Source organism: Devosia equisanguinis, assembly GCF_900631955.1.
In the GTDB taxonomy this organism is placed as follows: domain Bacteria; phylum Pseudomonadota; class Alphaproteobacteria; order Rhizobiales; family Devosiaceae; genus Devosia; species Devosia equisanguinis.
In genome coordinates this window covers 1-18,908 of the sequence record NZ_UZWD01000020.1, presented here as the reverse complement: position 1 = coordinate 18,908, position 18,908 = coordinate 1, and the positions used below count along the sequence as shown (strand labels likewise).

At 63.5% G+C, this 18,908-nt stretch carries 18 protein-coding genes and 1 CRISPR repeat array; of the genes, 13 read left to right on the top strand and 5 right to left on the bottom strand.

Annotated elements, in window-relative coordinates; translation table 11 throughout:
• Window positions 1–47 precede the first annotated feature (47 nt).
• From DEVEQU_RS06445 to DEVEQU_RS06430, 4 genes are read left to right on the top strand one after another with little or no spacing between them, the layout of a single operon-like run.
• Window positions 48–1,718, top strand: a complete 1,671-nt coding sequence (locus DEVEQU_RS06445) for an ABC transporter permease (protein ID WP_126149765.1) — start codon at window positions 48–50, stop codon at window positions 1,716–1,718.
• Between the two features lie 4 nt (window positions 1,719–1,722).
• Window positions 1,723–2,817, top strand: coding sequence for an ABC transporter ATP-binding protein (locus DEVEQU_RS06440; protein WP_126149764.1), 1,095 nt, complete (start codon window positions 1,723–1,725; stop codon window positions 2,815–2,817).
• Window positions 2,814–3,683 (top strand): inositol monophosphatase family protein, encoded by an 870-nt coding sequence (locus DEVEQU_RS06435; protein ID WP_126149763.1) that lies wholly within the window; start codon window positions 2,814–2,816, stop codon window positions 3,681–3,683. Before DEVEQU_RS06440 ends, DEVEQU_RS06435 begins: the two co-directional genes overlap by 4 nt.
• A 22-nt stretch (window positions 3,684–3,705) precedes the next feature.
• On the top strand, window positions 3,706–4,515 hold the full coding sequence (locus tag DEVEQU_RS06430; protein ID WP_126149762.1) for a MurR/RpiR family transcriptional regulator: 810 nt from the start codon (window positions 3,706–3,708) through the stop codon (window positions 4,513–4,515).
• Window positions 4,516–4,599: 84 nt separating this feature from the next.
• Window positions 4,600–5,231: direct repeats of the CRISPR family, unit length 36 nt; unit sequence GTTGCCGCTGGACCGCGATTTCTGAACTGCTAAGCT.
• 72 nt (window positions 5,232–5,303) lie between these two features.
• Here DEVEQU_RS06430 and cas2 read toward each other — a convergent pair.
• The 3 genes from cas2 to cas9 all read right to left on the bottom strand — a co-directional run bounded on the left by cas2 (window position 5,304) and on the right by cas9 (window position 9,896).
• Window positions 5,304–5,603: a CRISPR-associated endonuclease Cas2 gene (cas2, locus tag DEVEQU_RS06425; protein ID WP_230405476.1), complete on the bottom strand. Its 300-nt coding sequence runs from the start codon at window positions 5,601–5,603 to the stop codon at window positions 5,304–5,306.
• Between the two features lie 73 nt (window positions 5,604–5,676).
• Window positions 5,677–6,597 (bottom strand): type II CRISPR-associated endonuclease Cas1, encoded by a 921-nt coding sequence (gene cas1, locus DEVEQU_RS06420; protein WP_126149761.1) that lies wholly within the window; start codon window positions 6,595–6,597, stop codon window positions 5,677–5,679.
• A 56-nt stretch (window positions 6,598–6,653) separates the two neighbouring features.
• Entirely contained in the window at window positions 6,654–9,896 is a 3,243-nt protein-coding gene (gene cas9, locus DEVEQU_RS06415; RefSeq protein ID WP_126149760.1) for a type II CRISPR RNA-guided endonuclease Cas9, read from the bottom strand.
• Between cas9 and DEVEQU_RS06410 the strand changes: the two genes are divergently transcribed.
• The gene (locus tag DEVEQU_RS06410) at window positions 9,895–10,089 is read left to right on the top strand and encodes a hypothetical protein (protein WP_126149759.1); all 195 of its coding nucleotides are present in this window, start codon (window positions 9,895–9,897) and stop codon (window positions 10,087–10,089) included. The two genes, cas9 and DEVEQU_RS06410, sit on opposite strands and share 2 nt — an antisense overlap.
• A gap of 85 nt (window positions 10,090–10,174) precedes the next feature.
• Here DEVEQU_RS06410 and DEVEQU_RS06405 read toward each other — a convergent pair whose 3' ends face one another.
• Window positions 10,175–10,783 (bottom strand): UbiX family flavin prenyltransferase, encoded by a 609-nt coding sequence (locus DEVEQU_RS06405; protein ID WP_126149758.1) that lies wholly within the window; start codon window positions 10,781–10,783, stop codon window positions 10,175–10,177.
• Complete coding sequence (locus DEVEQU_RS06400) at window positions 10,780–12,291, bottom strand: UbiD family decarboxylase (RefSeq protein WP_126149757.1); 1,512 nt, start codon at window positions 12,289–12,291, stop codon at window positions 10,780–10,782. Before DEVEQU_RS06400 ends, DEVEQU_RS06405 begins: the two co-directional genes overlap by 4 nt.
• A 110-nt stretch (window positions 12,292–12,401) precedes the next feature.
• On the opposite strand from DEVEQU_RS06400, the gene ubiT reads away from it, so the two are divergent.
• The 8 genes from ubiT to DEVEQU_RS06360 all read left to right on the top strand — a co-directional run bounded on the left by ubiT (window position 12,402) and on the right by DEVEQU_RS06360 (window position 18,800).
• Window positions 12,402–12,893: a ubiquinone anaerobic biosynthesis accessory factor UbiT gene (gene ubiT, locus DEVEQU_RS06395; protein WP_126149756.1), complete on the top strand. Its 492-nt coding sequence runs from the start codon at window positions 12,402–12,404 to the stop codon at window positions 12,891–12,893.
• 3 nt (window positions 12,894–12,896) lie between these two features.
• Window positions 12,897–13,874 (top strand): ubiquinone anaerobic biosynthesis protein UbiU, encoded by a 978-nt coding sequence (gene ubiU / locus DEVEQU_RS06390; RefSeq protein WP_126149755.1) that lies wholly within the window; start codon window positions 12,897–12,899, stop codon window positions 13,872–13,874.
• A 2-nt stretch (window positions 13,875–13,876) separates the two neighbouring features.
• Window positions 13,877–14,782, top strand: a complete 906-nt coding sequence (gene ubiV / locus DEVEQU_RS06385; RefSeq protein ID WP_126149754.1) for a ubiquinone anaerobic biosynthesis protein UbiV — start codon at window positions 13,877–13,879, stop codon at window positions 14,780–14,782.
• Window positions 14,779–15,213 carry a YbaN family protein gene (locus tag DEVEQU_RS06380; RefSeq protein ID WP_126149753.1) on the top strand — a complete coding sequence of 145 codons (435 nt, stop codon included), beginning with the start codon at window positions 14,779–14,781 and terminating at the stop codon, window positions 15,211–15,213. Before ubiV ends, DEVEQU_RS06380 begins: the two co-directional genes overlap by 4 nt.
• A 71-nt stretch (window positions 15,214–15,284) precedes the next feature.
• On the top strand, window positions 15,285–15,668 hold the full coding sequence (locus DEVEQU_RS06375) for a winged helix-turn-helix domain-containing protein (RefSeq protein ID WP_126149752.1): 384 nt from the start codon (window positions 15,285–15,287) through the stop codon (window positions 15,666–15,668).
• Between the two features lie 78 nt (window positions 15,669–15,746).
• Complete coding sequence (modA, locus tag DEVEQU_RS06370) at window positions 15,747–16,475, top strand: molybdate ABC transporter substrate-binding protein (protein WP_126149751.1); 729 nt, start codon at window positions 15,747–15,749, stop codon at window positions 16,473–16,475.
• Window positions 16,472–17,155, top strand: a complete 684-nt coding sequence (gene modB, locus DEVEQU_RS06365; RefSeq protein WP_126149750.1) for a molybdate ABC transporter permease subunit — start codon at window positions 16,472–16,474, stop codon at window positions 17,153–17,155. Before modA ends, modB begins: the two co-directional genes overlap by 4 nt.
• A 157-nt stretch (window positions 17,156–17,312) precedes the next feature.
• Window positions 17,313–18,800 (top strand): ABC transporter substrate-binding protein, encoded by a 1,488-nt coding sequence (locus tag DEVEQU_RS06360; RefSeq protein WP_126149749.1) that lies wholly within the window; start codon window positions 17,313–17,315, stop codon window positions 18,798–18,800.
• Window positions 18,801–18,908 lie beyond the last annotated feature (108 nt).

The following is an 18,908-nucleotide window of genomic DNA, read 5'->3' as shown; positions in this document are numbered from 1 at the left end:
CGAGGGGCCTTGCGACCCTCGCCTCTTTCTCCTGCTGCGAGGCCGGCATGCAATCCGTCGCGAAGCGTTCCCCGTTGACAGCGGGGCTGAAGAAAATCGTCACCGATCCCTGGCTGTTCGGGCTGTTCGTCGTCCTGACCCTTTCGGTGCTGATTTTCGCCATCCTGCCGATCGCCAGCGTCTTGCGGCTGGCTCTGTCGGGTGGGGAAGGCAATGGCTTTGCCGCCATTGTCGACCGGCTGACCTCGCCGCTGGTGGTGCGGGCCTTCCTTAACACCATTCAACTGGGCGTCGCCTCGGCGGTGCTGGCCACGCTGATCGGGTTCCTCCTGGCCTTTTCGCTGACTCGCACCAATATGTGGGGCAAGAAGGGCGTGCATCTGATCGCGCTGCTGCCGGTCATTTCGCCGCCCTTCGTCATTGCCCTGGCCATCATCCTGTTGTTCGGGCGTTCGGGCCTGGTGACGCGCGAATTGCTGGGCATCCGCAACAGCAATATCTATGGCTTCCAGAGCCTGGTATTCATCCAGGCGCTGGCCTTCACCCCCATCGCCTATCTCAATATTCGCGGCATGCTGCAGGCCATGGACAGCGCGCTCGAAGATGCCGCCGCCACCTTGCGCGCCTCGCAATGGACCACGTTCCGCCGCGTGACGCTGCCCCTCACCATGCCGGCTCTGCTGAGCTCCATGCTGCTGGTCTTTGTCAAATCCATCGAGGATTTCGGCAATCCGCTTGTCATCGGCGGCAATTACAACACGCTCGCCGTCGAAGCCTATTCCCAGCTGATCGGCTATTTCAATCTCGAAGCCGGCGCCATGCTGGCGAGCCTCCTGCTGCTGCCCTCTCTGGTCGCCTTCATGGTGCATCGCTATTGGGTGTCCAAGCGCAGCTATGTGACGGTCACGGGCAAGCCCGCCAACCAGACCATCCGCATCGTGCACCCGGCTATCGTCTGGCCGCTGGCGGCGTGCTGCTATGCGCTGGTGGCGATCATCGTGCTGCTCTATGGCACGGTCATCTGGGTGAGTTTCACCAAAATCCCCGGTATCGACTGGACGCTGACCACCGAACATTATGCGCGCGCCTTCACCACGGGGCTGCAGCCGCTGTGGAATTCCTTGCTGCTCGCCGCCATTGCGACGCCCATCATCACCATTATGGGTATTCTCATCGCCTATATCCTGGCGCGCCGCGCTTATCCGGGCAGTTTCATATTGCGCTTCGGCACGCTCCTGGCCTTTGCCGCGCCGGGCACCATTATCGGCATCGGCTATGTCAGCGTGTTCAACACGCCGCCGCTGCTGCTGACCGGCACCGCCTTCGTCATCGTTGCCGCCATGGTGGTGAAGACGCTGCAGGTGGGTATCGAGGCCGGCACCAACCAGATCCGCCAGATCGACCCGGCAATCGAAGAGGCGGCCGCCGTGCTCGGCGCATCGAACACTCGCATCTTCTCGCGAGTGACGCTGCCTTTGCTCAAGCCGGCACTGTTTGCCTCGCTGGCCTATGGCTTTACCCGCTCGCTCACCACGCTCAGCGCCATCATCTTCCTGGTTTCGGCCAATTGGACGCTGATCACCGTCACCATTCTCAACCAGGTCGAGACCATGCGCATGGGCCTTGCCGCTGCCTATAGCGTGATGCTCATCGCCATCGTGCTGGCCGTCCTGGGGCTCATGCAAGTGCTGCTTGGCCGCAGCCACCACCAGAGGTAGCGCCATGTCCCGCGTGACATTCAAAGCCATCAACAAGCTGTTTCCGGGGCGCAATGGCCGTCCCGACGCCCATGCGGTGCGCGATCTCGACCTCGTCATCGAAGACGGCGCGCTGGTGACGCTGCTGGGTCCCTCCGGCTGCGGCAAGACCACGACGCTGCGCATGCTGGCCGGGTTCGAAACGCCCAGCTCGGGCAGCATCTCGATCGACGACCGCGACATCACCACCACCCCGGTGAACAAGCGCGATATCGGCATGGTGTTCCAGTCCTATGCGCTGTTTCCGCATATGTCGGTGCGCGAGAACGTCGCCTTCGGCCTCAAGGTGCTCAAACTCTCATCCAGCGAGATCAATCGCCGGGTCGAGGATATTCTGAAGATGATGGCTTTGTCGCAACTGGCCGACCGGCAGCCTTCGCAATTGTCGGGTGGCCAGCAGCAGCGCGTGGCGCTGGCGCGCACGGTGGTCGCCGAACCGCGGGTGCTGCTGTTCGACGAGCCGCTGTCCAATCTCGACGCGCAATTGCGCGAACGCATGCGCGACGAGCTACGCCAGTTGCAGCAGCGCCTCGGCATTACCAGCCTCTACGTGACCCATGACCAGAGCGAGGCCATGGCCATTTCCGACCGTGTCGTGGTGATGCGCGATGGCGTGGTCGAGCAGAACGGGGCGCCACAGGACATTTATGCCAGGCCCGCCACCGCCTTCGTCGCCGAATTCATGGGCAAGGCTAATATTGTGCGCGTCAAGGTCGAGAGCGTGTCGGACACCAGCGTCAGGGCGAAACTGGGCGGTGCATCGGTCGACCTGCCGCGCCATGAGCTGGCGATCAAGCCGAGTGAAGCGATCGACTATGTCATCCGCCCCGAACAGATGCTGATTTCGGAAACCGGCGCTATCGCCGCGGTGGTCGAGCGCGCCGTCTATCAGGGCGGGTTCGTCGAATATCACGTCACCATCGACGGCGCCGCCTGCACGCTGGTCGATCATCTCTACCATACGCATCGCCTCTACCGGGCCGGCGAGACCATCCGCGTGGATATCGGCACCGCCGTGCCCTGGCCGCTGGCGGCTTCTATTGCGGGAGTTTCGGCATGACCATGACGTCTGCGGCCGATATTGCCCGCCTGGCCGAGCATGCCGCCCGCCAGGCAGGCATGGTGATCCGCGAGGCCTTTCTCGCCGCCGCCGCCGGAGAGGCGCTGGGGGTGGAGGAAAAGCATGGCCATGCCGATATCGTCACGGTGCTGGACCGACAGTCCGAACGGCTGATCCGCGATATCATCCATGCTCAGCTTCCCCAGTCCCGCATTCTGGGCGAGGAGAGCGGCTGGGACGGGACCGGCGATATCATCTGGTATGTTGACCCTATCGACGGCACCAGCAATTTCGCCTCGGGCCTGCCCTTCTTCTGCGTCTCGATTGCCGCTGTGCGCGCCGACAACACGCCCATTGCCGGCATCATCTACGATCCGATGGCCGACGAGATGTTCTCCACCCATGGCGGAAAACTCTGGCTCAACGGCGCCGCGATCAGGCCGGCCAGTCGCGCCCATCGCGACCAGGATGCGGAATTGCTGACCAATCTGCCGCGCGAGGGCAAGCGGCCGTCGCCCGGTGAAATGGAGCGTTTTGGCACGCTGGTGACCCATTTCCGCGCAGTCCGGCGGCTGGGTTCGGCAGCTTTGCAGCTGGCCTATGTGGCGGTGGGACGGGCGGCGGTCAATTACGACGAGAACTGCCATCCCTGGGATATTGCCGCCGGCCTGCAACTGGTGGCCGCCTCGGGTGGGCGGGTTTTGTGCTGGCGGCCGGACCGCGACCTGCCGGTTGCGGACCCCATGGCGGAACTGGCCGAACTCGATCGCATCCTCGTCACCACCCCGGGCTATGACGTGGAGAACAGCGTGGTTCTTTCCGGCTGGGCTTCTCTTTCGCAGGGGGCCGCGCTAGGCCTGAACTAGGGACGGGCGCGGGAGAACGACGATGCTGGCACGGATCAGGTCATCACTCAACGACATGGCCCCCTCCGAGCGCAAGGTGGCCGAAACCGTGCTGGCCAATCCGCAGGCCGCCATTGCCTGGTCCATGGCCGATATTGCGCGCTTTTCCGGGGTCAGCGAGCCCTCGATCATGCGCTTTTGCCGCAAGCTCGGTTTCGAGGGCTATTCGGATTTCCGCATCAAGTTCGCCCAGGCTGTGGCGCTGCTGGAAAAAGCCGAACGCCCCATCGAAGACGGCGGCGACGACCCCATCCGCTCGCGCATCATCGCCAATTGCAACAAGGCCACGGCGGCGATCAACGACCTGATCATGGACGTGGACAGCGCTGTGATCGCGCGCGCGGCCGAAAGGCTGGCCACATCGCGGCGCATCGACGTCTATGGCCATGGTGGCTCCGGCTTTCTGGCCGGCGAGGCGCAGCATCGCTTCGCCTATCTGGGGCTCGCCAGCGTCGCCTATTCCGACCCGTCGCTGCAGATGTTTTCCGCCGTGGCCCTGGGGCCGGAGGATAGCGTGCTGGCCTTTTCCTTCTCCGGCATCACCACCCATATGCTGCCCAATCTGGAGATCGCGCGCGGGGCGGGGGCGCAGATCATCACCCTGGCGCCCAGCGGCTCCCCTATCGCCAAGGCCGCCGACCTCAACATCGCCATCAACGCCTACCGGCAGAAGAAATCCCCGGTCTTCCTGCCCAATGAACGCCTGACCATGTATGTCATGCTCGACGCCCTGGTCGAACTGGTGGGCGAAAAGCTGTCGGGGGAGGTGGGAACTGATAGGGTGCGAAGCTGATCGATCGGAGCTTATTGAGGTTGCCGCTGGATCGTGGTTTTGAACTGCTAAGCTTGCCCATCAAATCGCACCGGGCAGAAACCCGTTGCCGCTGGACCGCGATTTCTGAACTGCTAAGCTCCAATTCAACAGGCGTCATGCGCCCGAATAGTTGCCGCTGGACCGCGATTTCTGAACTGCTAAGCTACCCCGAAACGATCGGTGCCGCCGCATTTGGTTGCCGCTGGACCGCGATTTCTGAACTGCTAAGCTCGGCCGCAGCGACCGCTAGGAACGTCGCCTGTTGCCGCTGGACCGCGATTTCTGAACTGCTAAGCTGTGCCGCTCGGCTGGGGTATCACCGGCCTGCGTTGCCGCTGGACCGCGATTTCTGAACTGCTAAGCTCGACCTTGCCGGCGACTTCATCGTTCCAGCTGTTGCCGCTGGACCGCGATTTCTGAACTGCTAAGCTCCGATCTGATGACAGGATACAAAGAAATCGGTTGCCGCTGGACCGCGATTTCTGAACTGCTAAGCTGTGCCGCTGGCGGGCCTGGTTCTCGTATTTGTTGCCGCTGGACCGCGATTTCTGAACTGCTAAGCTAATCGTGGTTGGTAGGGGTTGGCAAGCCGAGTTGCCGCTGGACCGCGATTTCTGAACTGCTAAGCTAGAAAACAAGGGCGAGGGTGCAAGCCGTCAGTTGCCGCTGGACCGCGATTTCTGAACTGCTAAGCTCGATCCTGTCCGATCTTCTTGTTTTTAAACAGAAAATCGGCGGGATCGGCGCAGGCAAAATGCGGGGCGGGGCTAGAAAAGGGCGAGTTGGCCCGGGTTTTTCTGCGGGGTGCGGCGGCCCTGGTCGGAGAATCGGACAATGTTTTCATATTGCCGGTCGGTGAACGGAAAAATGTAGACATTGCCCATGCTGGGCAGATGGGTTTCGATTTTCCGGACATAGGCCTCGAACTGCTCCTTGCCTTTGCAAAAACGAAGATAGTTGGAAAACTGGCTCATCTCAAAGCCTAAATCCAACAGGGCCAGTCGGAATTTGGTCGCTGCCGCGCGCTGCTGCTTGGTCTCGACCGGCAGGTCGAAGGTCACGAGCATCCACATGAGCTGATATCCGCTGAGATGGGTGGCGCCGGAATTGGCCTTTTGGGCGCGCTTGTTGCTGGGGTTCTTAGGCGTCGACATCGGCAGTCGCGGGGGCTGAAACGAGAAGCGGCGGTTGCGGCAGCTCGAGACGGGCTTTGCCGGTCTCGAAACTCTGGGCCACGGAGTGGACGAAGCGCTGCGCCTGCACCGAAAGCGGCGAGACGCCCAAGAGGGAGGGCAGGTCCAGCGTGGTGATGCGCGTCAGCACCAGTTTGGTCTCGGGGTTCACCTCGCTCATCCCCTCGTCCACCAGGGCGCGCACCATCTGATCGACCAGTGGGCGATAGGGCTCCATCAGGTCGTCGGCCAGGGCAAAGGCATTGGCGCGATTGGCGTGGAAAATGCCGAGCGTTGGATGCAGGCCCGAAGCGCAGATGGCGCGGGCGAGGATAGCGCGCAGCACGGTATAGCCGTAGTTGAGCAGGCCGTTGATATCGCCACCGTCCTGGTCGCGGGTGAAGTGCCGCCCGAACAGCAGCTTCCAATACCGCCGCGCCGCCTGGGCCTCGACATTGTCGGGATCGCCCGAACGCACCGAGCGGGCGAGGAGGTCGAAGGCGCCGGCCTCGTGACCGTTGCGCAGGAGGATTTCGCCCTGCATGCGGATTTTGGCCTGGACGATCTCCTTCCACATCTGCTTGCCCAGGGGGCGGGGCGCCGCGAGCTGGGCCCGCATGCGGGCGCCTTGCAGATGATGGCCGTGCAGCGGCCAGACGATTGATTGCGGGGCATGGTTGCTGCCGCAGATCACCACCGGCACGCCGCGATCGCCCAGCCGCGTGAACACGGTCGTGGACCAGGTGACGCCATGGGCATGCACGACGAGCGCCCCGATGTCATCGAGCGCGATGCGGCCGCGTTCCTCGCCCTGGTCGCTAACCGTAAGGAAACCGCGCTGCACGGCAAGATGCAGATTGTCCGTTGCTATGTCGACCACGCGCTCCATGCAGAAGAGCCTAGGGCAAGACTGTAAAATCCGCCAAGGTCTGCATGTTTTTAGCGTTAATCGGCGGATTTTTTCTTGCGTGCGTTTCGGGCTTCCTTGTCCCGCGGGCCGGGGTCGAAGACGCGACCGATTTCGTCGACCCGCACCTGGCGCAGCCCGATGTCCTTCATCGCGCTGCCCGATTTGTAGAAATATCGGAAGCGATCCTCGGGGTCTGCATCACGCGCCTTCAGGGCGCCGGCCTCCTTATGCGGCGCAAATGTCATCTGGCCACTCTGGCTGAATTTCACCACGCGGCCGATTGTTGGTCCGTCCTGGGGGTGGTCATAGGCCACCATGTCGTTCTGCTTGAGGCTGAGGACCCGCCGAGCTGCGGGGTGATGGATATGAACGGCCGATGTCCAGCTCCGGTCATGCGCATCGAACATGGACACAACCTCATGCATGCATTTGCCGTTCGGCAATTCCCACACATCGTAGCGATAGTTGGCGTCGCCCTTATAGGCCTTATAGGCCCGGCCAGTGCCGTCGCGAATGGAGATGACATTGAGCGGCTCGACCACGCGGACATGGCGGATGCTCTTGTAGTCATCGCGGTCGCGAAACTGTTCGAGCGCCGCCTGCAACTCCTTGCCGCTGCGGCCGGCAATGGCGCTCCCGAGCGCCTGGGCGAGCTGGCGGTCGCGGATGCTGGGAAGGTCCTTTTCAGTGAGGCTCGTGAACGGCTTGCGGCGCACGACGATGGGCGTGCCGCGGCTGTCGGTCTCCCCCGTCAGGCCATAGGCGGTGTCATTGTGCAACTGGCCGGCGGTCTGCCCGCCTTGTCCGGGCTTTGGCAGCGTGCCGTGATCGGGTTTGTGGCTGACCACGATGCGCTTGATCACCGCCTGCAACTCGTCGCGGAAACCGGGCCAGGGCGGCTCGATCTTGCCGATGGTTTCTTCGAGCGCCTGGGCCTCGCGCCCACCGGCCACAGTGGCGATGCGCTGCAGCAGGGCGCGGGTGGTGACGCCAACCACCGCTGCGTCGATGGCATGGTGGCGATGGTCGTTTCGGTTTTTCTGGTTGTGGTCGGCGAGGAGCGAATTGAGCCCCCATTGCCGGCGCAGCATTTCGGTCATTCGGCCGGTGATGACACGCACATGGTTCTTGCGCGCTAGCACGCCGTGCGCATCAGGCTCCTCGTCGGGATAGAGCGCCGCCATATAGGCATGTGCAAGGCGGGAGAGATATTGCGTATCGGTCAATTGCCGGGCGAGGAAGGTTTCCTCGTCGGCGAATTTCTTCATCGCGTCGCGGCCGAAGCGCCAGCGCTTGTTAAGCGGCAAGGTGTTGGCGCGGGCGAGAATGTCGTCATAGCGCCCCTGCCATTGCGGCACCTCAGCGGGCGCATAATTGGCCTTCTGCCGGTTGCAGGCGACGTGGCAGACGAGGCGATTGGCCTGGCTGTCATCCAGCGTTTTTGACCAGGGCAGGATGTGGTCGATATCGACCGCGCTGGAAAACAGCGTCTCGATATTGATCGGCTCGCCGCAATAGATGCAGACGCGGTTCTCCGGCGCCCTGAGATTGAGCTCTTCCCAGAGTTTGAGCAGCACGCGATTATAGCCGGTATCGGGCACGCCCAGCTCCACCAGCTTGGCCGAGCGCTGTTCGGCGGCCCGGGTGTTGCGGGCAATCTCGATGTTCTTTTCGCGCTTCTGCTCGTCGTTGAGTTTCAGCTCCCGCGCCAGTTCGATGGCGATCTGCTCCGGCTTGCCATAGCGGCGGATGAGGGCATTGAGCACTTTCTGCAGCTGGTTGAGCCCGATATGAACGGTTGGATTGGTGATCCGGCCCTTTTCCACATCATAGGGGTCATCTGGATTTCCGGTGCCCGGAGGAATGCGCCGCGCGATGACCTCCTGGTATTTCGGCAGCTCCTCAAGGCCAGCGCCACGCTGCAGCAACGCATGGTCATAGCCGGCGCGTCTGGCGGCCTCGGCCTCGGAAATGACAGCGGCCTTGAGCTCGACCAGGATTTCGGTCAGCGCCGTTTCGCCCAGCCGGCCATAGCCTTCGGGCAGGCGGGCGGCCAGGATGGCGTCGATAGGCTCGGCACCAAGCCCATAATGGCTTTCGAGCCAGGCGGTGAGTTCCAGCGGGTCTTCGACGCGGCGCAGCGTGTCCACAATGGCCCAGCGCTCTGCGAGCGGCATGGATATCCAGGCCTGGCCGAAGCGGGTCTTGGCCGAAAGTTCCGCGGCGACCTCGTCGCCCTTCATCTTGGTGCGGCTCTCGGTTTCCTTGTTGAAGCGCGTGCCCAGCGGGGCGCGCGCCGTCTTGCGCAGGGCGCTATAGGCGGCTTCGCGCTGGGTCCTGAGCTGGGCGACGAGTGCGTCGCGCTGGTCGAGACTAAGCTTATGGTGATCCTGGTTGCGATCGACCAGTTCCAGTTCGTTGACCTCCTTGTAGAGGCGGAATTCCTGGAACAGCGGATGGGCGCGTGGCAGGCGCTCTTCCCCGGGATTAAAGCTACATTTGCCCACCTGCATCGGCTTCAGCGGTCTTTGGAAGAAGATGATGGTTTCCAGATGCGTCCGGCGCTCCTCGGTCAAGACGTCGGGATAGTGCGCGGCCTGGGCGGTCCAGATGGCGTTGAACTCGTCCTGCAGCAAGGCGCGCTCGGGATAAAAGCCGTAGCCGTCTTCTTCCTTGTCATCCTTGCCGGGAACGCGGGAGGGGCGCACGCGCACCCAATTGCCGGCCTGGTGGCGGTGATTGAGATATTCACCCAGCGTGCGCATGCCCTCGGTGGCCAGCTTGTCGCGCAGCCGCGAAATGCCGCTGGCGATCTTGCCCTGGTCATTGTCGCGCTTGTCGGTCTTGCGGTTGGATTTGAAGCCGCGGCGCTGGTTGAGATGGAATAGCGCCCGACCGATATGGTGCAGCGGCAGTTTGTCGTCGAGGGCGCGGGCGCGCAGGGCATAGACATCGCTGGCGATTTTGCCGGGCGCCTTGTCATTGGTTTCAGCGACGAGGGCGCGGCGGGCCGCCGGATCATCGGGCATCAGCCCATATTCGATCAGCGTGCGGATGACCGCCTTGCGCCGGCGCTTGTAACGATCGCGGCGGCGCGACATGCCACGGGCCAGACGCCGCCCCTCTGCCAGCGAGGTCCCCGATTTCGGCTCCCGGCCATCGGAAAAGATGCGGACGCCGGCATCGAGGATGCGGTAGGGCAAATTTGCGTTGTCGAGCGCCAGAACGCACCATCCAATGGAATTGGTGCCGATATCGAAGGCAAAAGAAGTTTTCATGACGCTTTCCCCCAAAAGCATCTCGCGGAGCGCCGGCGAGGAGGCCGGGCCTGGCGATGTTGCATCCACATATAAAGGCAAAGTCTATCGTCCGGGGGTATTTGTCCGCACCGGTAATAATCCCGTCGATAGATACCTAGAGGTGCTGGATTGCTTCCTGCCGTCAAAAATGCAAAATGAGAAAACTGCCTAGCAGTTCAGAAATCGCGGTCTGGCTGTTAACAAGCTTCGACAGCACCAAATAAGGCGCAGCCTCCGGGCTGCGCTTTTTATTTGTGCTAGGTGTCGGCAAGTGTGGACGCGCCGGTGTCCTGGCCGGCCCAGGGCGTGGCCTGGTCGGGGATATCGAGGGACAGAAGGTCGATGGCCCGGGCGGCCAGGTGGTGGGTGATGTCGGCTATGGTTCTGGGGCGCTGGTAGAAGGCGGGGACCGGCGGCAGGAGGATGGCGCCCATTTCGGTTGTGGCTACCATATTGCGCAGATGGCCCAGATGCAGCGGGGTCTCCCGCGGCATGAGCACGAGGCGACGGCGCTCCTTGAGATGGACATCGGCAGCGCGGACAATGAGATTGTCTGAGAGGCCCATGGCAATGGCGGCGAGGGTGCGCATCGAGCAGGGGGCGACGATCATGCCCGCGGTGCGGAAGGAGCCGCTGGCGATGGTGGCGCCGATATCGGCGGGCTCGTGCATGTGATCGGCGGCAGCGATGACGCGGTCGAAGCCATCGGGCCCCACTTCGTGCAGCAGCGTGCGGATGCCGGAATTGGAAACCACCACATGGGTTTCGATGGCGGCGAAGGGCGCCAGCCGTTCGAGAATGGTGAGGCCCAGTGCCGCGCCCGAGGCGCCGGTAATGGCGACGACCACCCGCTGAACCGGGCTCATCGATCCAATCCCAGTTCCGACCAGATGGCATCGACGCCGGCCATGGTGGCGGCGTCCATGTCCAGCTTGCGGCCCCATTGCCGGCTGGTTTCGGCGCCGATCTTGTTGGTGGCATCGAGGCCGAGCTTGCCGCCCAGGCCCGGCTGGGCCGAGGCGAAGTCGAGATAGTCGATAGGCGTGTCGGGCACGACGACGAGGTCGCGGGGTGCGTCAAAGCGGGTGGACAGCGCCCAGATCACATCGGTCCAGTGGCGCACGTCGATATCGGGATCCACGGTGATGATCAGCTTGGTCATGCTGAACTGGGCCAGCATCGACCACAGGCCCATCATGACGCGGCGGGCCTGGCCGGGATAACGCTTGTCGATGGACACCACCATGGCGCGATAGGAGCAGGCCTCGGGCGGCAACCACAGATCGACGATCTCGGGAAACTGGCGCCTGGCCAGCGGCACGAAGAGCGGCGTCATCGCTTCTCCCAGCCGCGAGGGCTCGTCGGGCGGGCGGCCGGTATAGGTGGAGAGATAGATGGGATCGCGGCGCGACGTGATGGCCGAGACCTGCATGACCGGGAAATTCTCGACCGAGTTGTAGTAGCCGGTGTGGTCGCCATAAGGGCCTTCGGGGGCGGTTTCATGGGCCGAGACGCGGCCCTCGATGACGATCTCGGCATTGGCGGGGACGGGCAAGTCGACGCTGACCGCCAGCGCCACCTGGCCCGGCTTGCGGCGCAGGATCCCGGCAAAGGCGAGTTCGCTGAGCCCGTCGGGCAGCGGCATGACGGCGGCGAGGATGGTGGCGGGATCGGCGCCGATGGCTACGGCCACCGGCATGTCCTCGCCCCGGGCCTGCCACATACGGTGGTGCCGGGCGCCGCCGCGACCGGGCAGCCAGCGTATGATGGTGCGATCCGGGCCCAGGACCTGCATGCGGTAGATGCCGACATTGATATCGTCGGGATCGTCGGGCGCGCGGGTGATGACCAGGGGCCAGGTGATGAGCGGGGCTGGCTCGCCCGGCCAGCACCACTGGATCGGCAAGGCGCCGAGGTCGATGTCGCGGCCCCTGTGCACCACCGCCTGGCAGGGTGGGCGGGCGACGCTCTTGGTGCGGATGGCAAGCGCCGCGCTCAGCAGGTCGCGCTGTCCCCAGGCATCGCTGAGGCTGCGCGGCGGGCGCGGGGCGCGCATATCGGCCATGGCCTCGCCCAATTGCGGCAGATCGGCGGGGTCGAGGCCCATGCCCAAAGCGACGCGTTCCAGCGTGCCGAAGAGATTGACCAGCATCGGCATGCCGGCGGGACTGCCATCGGCCTGCAGCGGATTTTCGATGAGCAGCGCCGGTCCCTCGTCGCAGAGGACCCGGCGATGGATTTCGGTCAGTTGGTGACGCACCGAGACGGGTTTCGAGATGCGACGCAGCAGGTCCCGGCTCTCGAGAAGCGCGATAAACGCCCGGAGATCGGCGGCTATGGGGTGGCGGAGGCGGGGCAGGAGCGAGGCGCACATGGCCCATAGGCCTAGCGCGAAGAAAAATGCCGATCCTTGCGCTGTGTCAAAGCGCGGCCCGAATGCCTGTCCTAGCCTGGGGGCAAATAAACAGCTCCGGGTTCATGTTCATGGCCTTGCCGGGTCCGATCGCCGCCTCCATCAACCACATGCCGCTGCCTCTGGTGCGGCTGGCAGTGAGCCAGGTCTTTCGCCGCGCGTTGCAGGAGCATCCGGATCTGTTCGACCGTCTCGGTGTGCATGCCGACAAGCTCTTTGGCTTCACCCCGAACGATCTCGATTTGACATTCGTGGTTCATCCTGCCGCCCTTTCCATTTCTGTCTATCGGCTGGGCAAGGCGCCGGCGGTGGCGGCGGGGGTCACCGGCTCGATGGTGACGCTCCTGGCGCTGCTCGAAGGACGCATCGACGGCGATGCGGTGTTTTTCTCGCGCGATCTGGGTGTCACCGGAGACATGGAGGCGATGCTGGCACTGCGCAATGCGCTCGATGACTGCCAGTTCGACCTGCCGCGCGATCTGTCGGGTCTCGCCGGTCCCCTGGCCAGTCCGGTGCGGCGGGCGGCCGAGTTCGTGCGTGAACGCGCCTTGGGGCAGGGTTGAGCCATGGAACTGATCTGCCCCGCCGGAACACCAGCCGCCTATCGCGAAGCCGTCGAGGCCGGCGCTGACGCGGTCTATTGCGGCTTCCGCAACGAAACCAATGCCCGCAATTTTCCCGGGCTCAATTTCAGCCGCGCCGAGATGGCAGAGGCGGTAGCCTTCGGCAAATCGCGTGGCGTAGAGACCTATGTCGCGCTCAATACGTTCATGCGCGCCGGCAATGAGGCGCTGTGGTACGGCGCCGCCGATGACGCCGTTGCGGCGGGAGCGGATGCACTGATCCTCGCCGACATGGCGCTGATGGATTATGTGGCGACGCGCTATCCCGAACAGCGCCTGCATGTCTCGGTGCAGGCCTCGGCCTCCAATGCCGATGCCATCAATTTTCTGGTCGAGAGCTTTGGCGCCAAGCGCCTGGTGCTGCCGCGGGTACTGACCGTGGCCGAGATCGCCGCCATCGCCAGCCAGGTCGATTGCGAGCTCGAGGTCTTTGCCTTTGGCGGGCTCTGCGTCATGGCCGAGGGGCGCTGCTCGCTCTCCTCCTACATCACTGGCCAGTCACCCAATATGCAGGGTGTCTGTTCGCCGGCCAGCCATGTGCATTACCGCAAGGACGGCACCGACATGGTGTCGGAGCTGGGCGAGTTCACCATCAACCGGTTCGCCGAGCACGAACCGGCGGGCTATCCCACGCTCTGCAAGGGGCGCTTCCATATTGCCGACAGCGAGGCCTATGCCTTCGAGGACCCGGTGAGCCTGGATGTGATGGATCATCTCGATGCCCTGCAAAAGGCCGGGGTGACGGCGCTCAAGATCGAGGGGCGGCAGCGCGGCAAGGCCTATGTCGCCGAAGTCGTCTCGAGCCTGCGCAAGGCATTATCGGGGGTGCCGGAGGCGCGCGCTGCCCATCTCTCGCAATTGCGCCGGTTGAGCGAGGGCCAACGCACCACCTCGGGTGCCTATGAAAAGAAGTGGCGCTGAACATGGGCGACACAAAACAACTCAAGATCACGCTGGGGCCGGTTCCCTATCTTTGGGACGGCGAGAAGTGGCGTGATTTCTATTACCGCATCGCGGAGTCGGGGCATGTCGATGCGGTAACGCTGGGTGAAGTGGTCTGTTCCAAGCGTGACCATTTCACCCAGCCCTTCCTTCCTCAGGTGGTCGAACGCCTGGAGATGGCTGGCAAATCCGTCGCCCTCGCCAGCCTGGCGCTGGTGACGCAGGAGCGTGAGATCAAGGCGACGCGCAAGCGCGCCGAGAGCGGTGCGCTGGTCGAAGCCAATGACCTGTCGAGCCTGCGCCTCCTGTCAGGGCGGCCGCATCTCGTCGGCCCCTTCGTCAATGTCTATAATGGCGCGACGGCGCGGCTTCTGGCCCGCAAGGGGGCGACCCGCATCTGCCTCGGGCCGGAATTGCCGGCCGCCTCCATCGCCGCCATTACCGCCGATGCGCCTGATATCGACTACGAGATCATCGCCTTTGGCCGCCTGCCCCTGGCGATCTCGGCGCGCTGCGCCCATGCCCGCGCCAAGGGACACAGCAAGGACAATTGCCAGTTCGTATGCCGCGAGGAACCGGACGGGCTCGATGTCGACACGCTTGATGGCCAGGCCTTCCTCACCATCAATGGCGTGCAGACCATGTCGCGCCATTGCCAGGTGCTGCTGGGCGCGCTGCCGCGGCTTGCTGAAATCGGCATTACCCATCTGCGCCTGTCGCCGCAGGATTGCGACATGGCCGCCGTGGCAGCGCTCTATGCGCAGGTGCGCGACGGGTTGATGGACGCTGACGAGGGCGTCGCCAAATTGCGCGAGATTTATTCCGGCGCCGTGTTCGCCAATGGCTTCATGCATGGCCAGCCGGGCATGAACTGGATTGCTGCATGAATACCGCTCCGCCCAAGCGTAGGCCACTGAGCCCGCTCAAGCGCCATATGCTCACCGCCCTCGGCATGGTCATGCTGGGGCTGGGCGCGCTGGGAGCGGTGCTGCCGCTCTTGCCGACAACGCCGTTTCTGCTCGCCGCCGCCGCCTGCTTTTCCCGGTCGTTTCCACGGCTCGAGCGCTGGCTGCTCAATCACAAGCGCCTGGGCCCACCGCTGCGCGCCTGGCGCCAGTCGGGCGCCATTTCGCGGCGGGCCAAGGCCATGGCGGTTGGCGCCATGCTGGTGAGCTATGCAATCTTCCTCGTGACCACCGATGTGTCCCTTGCCTTGCAGGCCTTGGTGGCAGTGGTGATGAGCTGCTGCTCGACCTTTATCCTCAGCCGGCCCAATGCCGATGCGATCGGCCCAGAGGCGCTGCCGCAGAGCCGCTGAACCACAATAGATTGTCCCCTCTGTCGGTTCGGGCTAGAGATTTTGCGCGCCCAGCGCAGAGGAAGCTGTCCTTGGACCCCAAAGCCCCGCTATCGCCCGAAAAAATCGTGCCGGACACCGGCCTCGGGCATTTGCGCGTGGTGCTGTCGGACACGGCCTATATCGGGCCGGGGCGGGCCGACCTTCTCGATGGCATCACCCGCACCGGGTCGATCGCGGCGGCGGGCAAGGCCATGGGCATGAGCTATAAGCGCGCCTGGAGCCTCGTGCAGGCGCTCAATGACGGTTTTGGCGCGCCGCTGGTGCTGTCGAGCCGGGGTGGCGCAACGCAAGGCGGGGCGGTGCTGACCCCGCTGGGACAGGCAGTGCTCGCGCATTATCGCGCCATGCAAGCGAAAACCGAAGCAGCCATTGCCGAGGACATCGCGGCGCTGCGCGCTCTGCTCGTTCGATAGGTTTTTTCGAACATATCGCTTGCGCCACGGCGTGAATTTGGCCATCGATATGCACGTAAAAACATATCGGAGGCTGCCTTGTCGCGTCTGCTTCTTTCCCTCGCCGTGCTTGCGGCCACCACAGTGCCCAGCTGGGCCGAAACGGTGCATGTCGCCGTCGCGGCCAATTTCACCGCCGTCGCCGAGGAACTGTCGGCCAGGTTCGAGGCCGAGACCGGGCACGATGTGGAACTGAGTTTCGGCGCCACCGGCCAGCTCTATACCCAGATCACCCAGGCCGCGCCCTTCGGCGTTTTCCTTGCCGCCGATACGGCACGGCCGCAAAAGGCCATCGATGAAGGCTTTGGCGTCGAGGGCAGCTTCTTCGTCTATGCCGAAGGCCGGCTGGTGCTTTATGGTCCGGGGCGCGACATGAGCGATGGCGAGGCCGCGCTCAAGGCCGACTTCAACAAGATCGCCATTGCCGATCCGGGCGCCGCGCCCTATGGCAAGGCCGCTGTCGAAACGCTGACCGCGCTGGGGCTCTATGAGACGCTGCAGCCAAAAATCGTGCAGGGTGAGAACATTTCCCAGACGCTGCAATTCGTCGAAACCGGCAATGCCGAACTCGGCTTCGTCGCCGCCAGCCAGGTGCTGGGCAAGCCCGACCAGTGGCTGGTTCCGGCCGAGATGCACACGCCAATCGCCCAGGGCGCGGTATTGCTGAAGTCCGAGGCCGAAAACCCGGCGGCGCTGGCCTTTATCGCCTATCTGCGCTCCGATGCAGCCGTGGCCGTGATCGAAGCGGCGGGCTATTCGGTGCCATGATCGATCTGACGGGCATATGGTCGCCGATCGCGCTCACCCTGTCGCTAGCCGCAGTGGTGACCTTCATGCTCGTCCTTATCGGCAGCCCCATCGCCTGGTGGCTGGCGCGCGGCGATGGGCGCGGCAAGGCGGTGGTGGGGGCGCTGGTGACCCTGCCAATGGTGCTGCCGCCCACCGTGCTCGGCTTTTACCTGTTGCTGGCGCTCGGTCCCAACGGACCGGGCGGCGCGCTGGCCGGGCTCTGGGGCGCACGCACCCTGGCCTTTTCCTTCACCGGTCTGGTGATCGGCTCGGTCATCGCCTCATTGCCCTTCATGGTGCAGCCGCTGCGCAATGCCTTTGCCGCCATTCCCGAGGAAGTGCTGGAGGCCGCCGCTTCCCTCGGCGCCAAGACGCCGCAAACCTTTGCTCGCATCGTGCTGCCGCTGGCCATGCCCGGCTATCTGGTCGGCGCCATCATGGCCTTTGCCCATACGGTGGGCGAGTTCGGCGTGGTGCTGATGATCGGCGGCAATATTCCGGGCCAGACCAAGGTGCTCTCCATCGCCATCTACGACTTTGTCGAGCGGCTGGAATGGGAGAAGGCGCATATGCTGGCCGGCGGCATGGTGCTGTTCGCTTTCCTCGTGATCTTCACCACCCTGGCGGTCAACCGCCGCGCCCTGTCGCGGGCCGGCTAAGCCACTGACATTGAAAATCTTTCTTCAATGATGTCGAGCGCGAACAATCATGCTCACGCTTTGGTAAGAGACGCAAAGGAAACCCCAGCGGCGCAGTGGAGATTCTGCGGCCATGGGGCTATCGTCACGCCAGCCCTCATTCACAAGAGATCACCCCATGACCATCAAGCATCTCACCTTCGCGGCCGCCCTGCTGGCCGGTGCCAGCCTTTCTTCGCTGGCCCTGGCGCAGAGCGTCAATCCCGACGCCACCATCCGCATCGGCTCGCTCTACGAGCCGCAGAACCTCGACAACACCGCCGGCGCCGGCCAGGGCATCAACGAAGCCTTCAACGGCAATGTCTATGAAGCCCTGTTCCAGCTGACCGATGCCGGCTCCGTCGAGCCCAAGCTGGTGGAGAGCTACGAAGCAAGCGAAGACGGGCTGACCTATACGTTCAAGCTCAAGCCCGGCGTCACCTTCCATTCCGGCGATCCGCTGACCGCAGCCGATGTGAAATATTCCATAGAGCGCGTCACTGCCGAAGCCTCCAAGAGCTCGCGCAAGAAGAGCCTCTCGACCATTACCGGCATCGAGACCCCCGACGACCAGACCGTGGTGATCACGCTGTCTACCCGCTCGATCTCGCTGCCCTATAACCTCTCCTATGTGTGGATCGTCAACGACGCGGCGGCCGATATCACCGCCACCGAAGACGGCACCGGCCCCTATACGCTGGAAGAATGGCGCCGCGGTTCGGCGCTGGCCCTGTCGCGTTTCGATGGTTATTGGGGTGACGCCGCCAGCAATGGCGAAGTGGTCTACACCTATTTCACCGACGCCACCGCGCTCAACAATGCGCTGCTGACCAATGCGGTCGATATCATCACCTCGGTGCAGAGCCCGGATTCCTTGACCCAGTTTGCCGATAATCCGGCCTACACGGTGACCGAAGGCGCCTCGACCACCAAGGAATTGCTGGCCTATAATGACCGCGTCGCCCCCTTCGACAATGTCAAGGTTCGCAAGGCCCTGGCGCGCGCCACCGACAAGGCGCGCCTGCTGAACTCCATCTGGGGTGACTATGGCACCCTGATCGGCTCCTTCGTGCCGCCGACCGATCCCTGGTATGTCGATCTCACCGGCGTCGATGCCTATGACGTCGAGAGCGCCAAGGCCCTGCTCGCCGAAGCCGGCTATCCCGATGGCTTCGAATTCACCCTCGATACGCCCGACTACGATCCGCATCCGATCGTCGCGCAGTTCCTGCAGACCGAATATGCCAAGATCGGCGTCACGGTGAATATCAACATCATCACCGCCAATGAGTGGTATACCAAGATCTACCAGGAGAAGAATTTCGAGGCGACGCTGCAGGAGCACGTCAACCACCGCGATATCGTCTTCTACGGCAATCCCGACTTCTATTGGGGCTATAACAATCCCGACGTGGTCAAACTGATCGCCGACGCGGAAGCCGCTTCGAGCGAAGCCGAGCAGACCGAAAAGCTCACCGAAGCCAACAAGATCATCGCCGAAGACGCGGCCGGCAACTGGCTCTACCTCTTCCCGCAGATCGTGGTCTCGGCCGCCAATGTCACCGGCTACCCGGTCAACGGCCTCAACGCCCAGTTCTTCGCCTACGATATCGAAAAGGCTGAGTAATCGAGAGGCGATGATGAGCCCCCTCTCTCTGTGTGAACGGATATCGGGGGCTCCATCGCCTCCCTCCCCCTTGAGGGAGGGAATGAGGGTGGGGGTCCATCAGTGGAT

What these genes read in the sequence shown, in the direction of transcription:
- DEVEQU_RS06405 (WP_126149758.1), bottom strand. Translation starts at nt 10,783, where the DNA reads ATGAGCCCGGTTCAGCGGGTGGTCGTCGCCATTACCGGCGCCTCGGGC.
- ubiV (WP_126149754.1), top strand. Translation starts at nt 13,877, where the DNA reads ATGGGCGACACAAAACAACTCAAGATCACGCTGGGGCCGGTTCCCTAT.
- ubiU (WP_126149755.1), top strand. Translation starts at nt 12,897, where the DNA reads ATGGAACTGATCTGCCCCGCCGGAACACCAGCCGCCTATCGCGAAGCC.
- cas9 (WP_126149760.1), bottom strand. Translation starts at nt 9,896, where the DNA reads ATGAAAACTTCTTTTGCCTTCGATATCGGCACCAATTCCATTGGATGG.
- DEVEQU_RS06440 (WP_126149764.1), top strand. Translation starts at nt 1,723, where the DNA reads ATGTCCCGCGTGACATTCAAAGCCATCAACAAGCTGTTTCCGGGGCGC.
- DEVEQU_RS06435 (WP_126149763.1), top strand. Translation starts at nt 2,814, where the DNA reads ATGACCATGACGTCTGCGGCCGATATTGCCCGCCTGGCCGAGCATGCC.
- DEVEQU_RS06400 (WP_126149757.1), bottom strand. Translation starts at nt 12,291, where the DNA reads ATGTGCGCCTCGCTCCTGCCCCGCCTCCGCCACCCCATAGCCGCCGAT.
- cas1 (WP_126149761.1), bottom strand. Translation starts at nt 6,597, where the DNA reads ATGGAGCGCGTGGTCGACATAGCAACGGACAATCTGCATCTTGCCGTG.
- DEVEQU_RS06410 (WP_126149759.1), top strand. Translation starts at nt 9,895, where the DNA reads ATGACGCTTTCCCCCAAAAGCATCTCGCGGAGCGCCGGCGAGGAGGCC.
- modB (WP_126149750.1), top strand. Translation starts at nt 16,472, where the DNA reads ATGATCGATCTGACGGGCATATGGTCGCCGATCGCGCTCACCCTGTCG.
- DEVEQU_RS06445 (WP_126149765.1), top strand. Translation starts at nt 48, where the DNA reads ATGCAATCCGTCGCGAAGCGTTCCCCGTTGACAGCGGGGCTGAAGAAA.
- DEVEQU_RS06360 (WP_126149749.1), top strand. Translation starts at nt 17,313, where the DNA reads ATGACCATCAAGCATCTCACCTTCGCGGCCGCCCTGCTGGCCGGTGCC.
- ubiT (WP_126149756.1), top strand. Translation starts at nt 12,402, where the DNA reads ATGGCCTTGCCGGGTCCGATCGCCGCCTCCATCAACCACATGCCGCTG.
- cas2 (WP_230405476.1), bottom strand. Translation starts at nt 5,603, where the DNA reads ATGCTCGTGACCTTCGACCTGCCGGTCGAGACCAAGCAGCAGCGCGCG.
- DEVEQU_RS06430 (WP_126149762.1), top strand. Translation starts at nt 3,706, where the DNA reads ATGCTGGCACGGATCAGGTCATCACTCAACGACATGGCCCCCTCCGAG.
- DEVEQU_RS06380 (WP_126149753.1), top strand. Translation starts at nt 14,779, where the DNA reads ATGAATACCGCTCCGCCCAAGCGTAGGCCACTGAGCCCGCTCAAGCGC.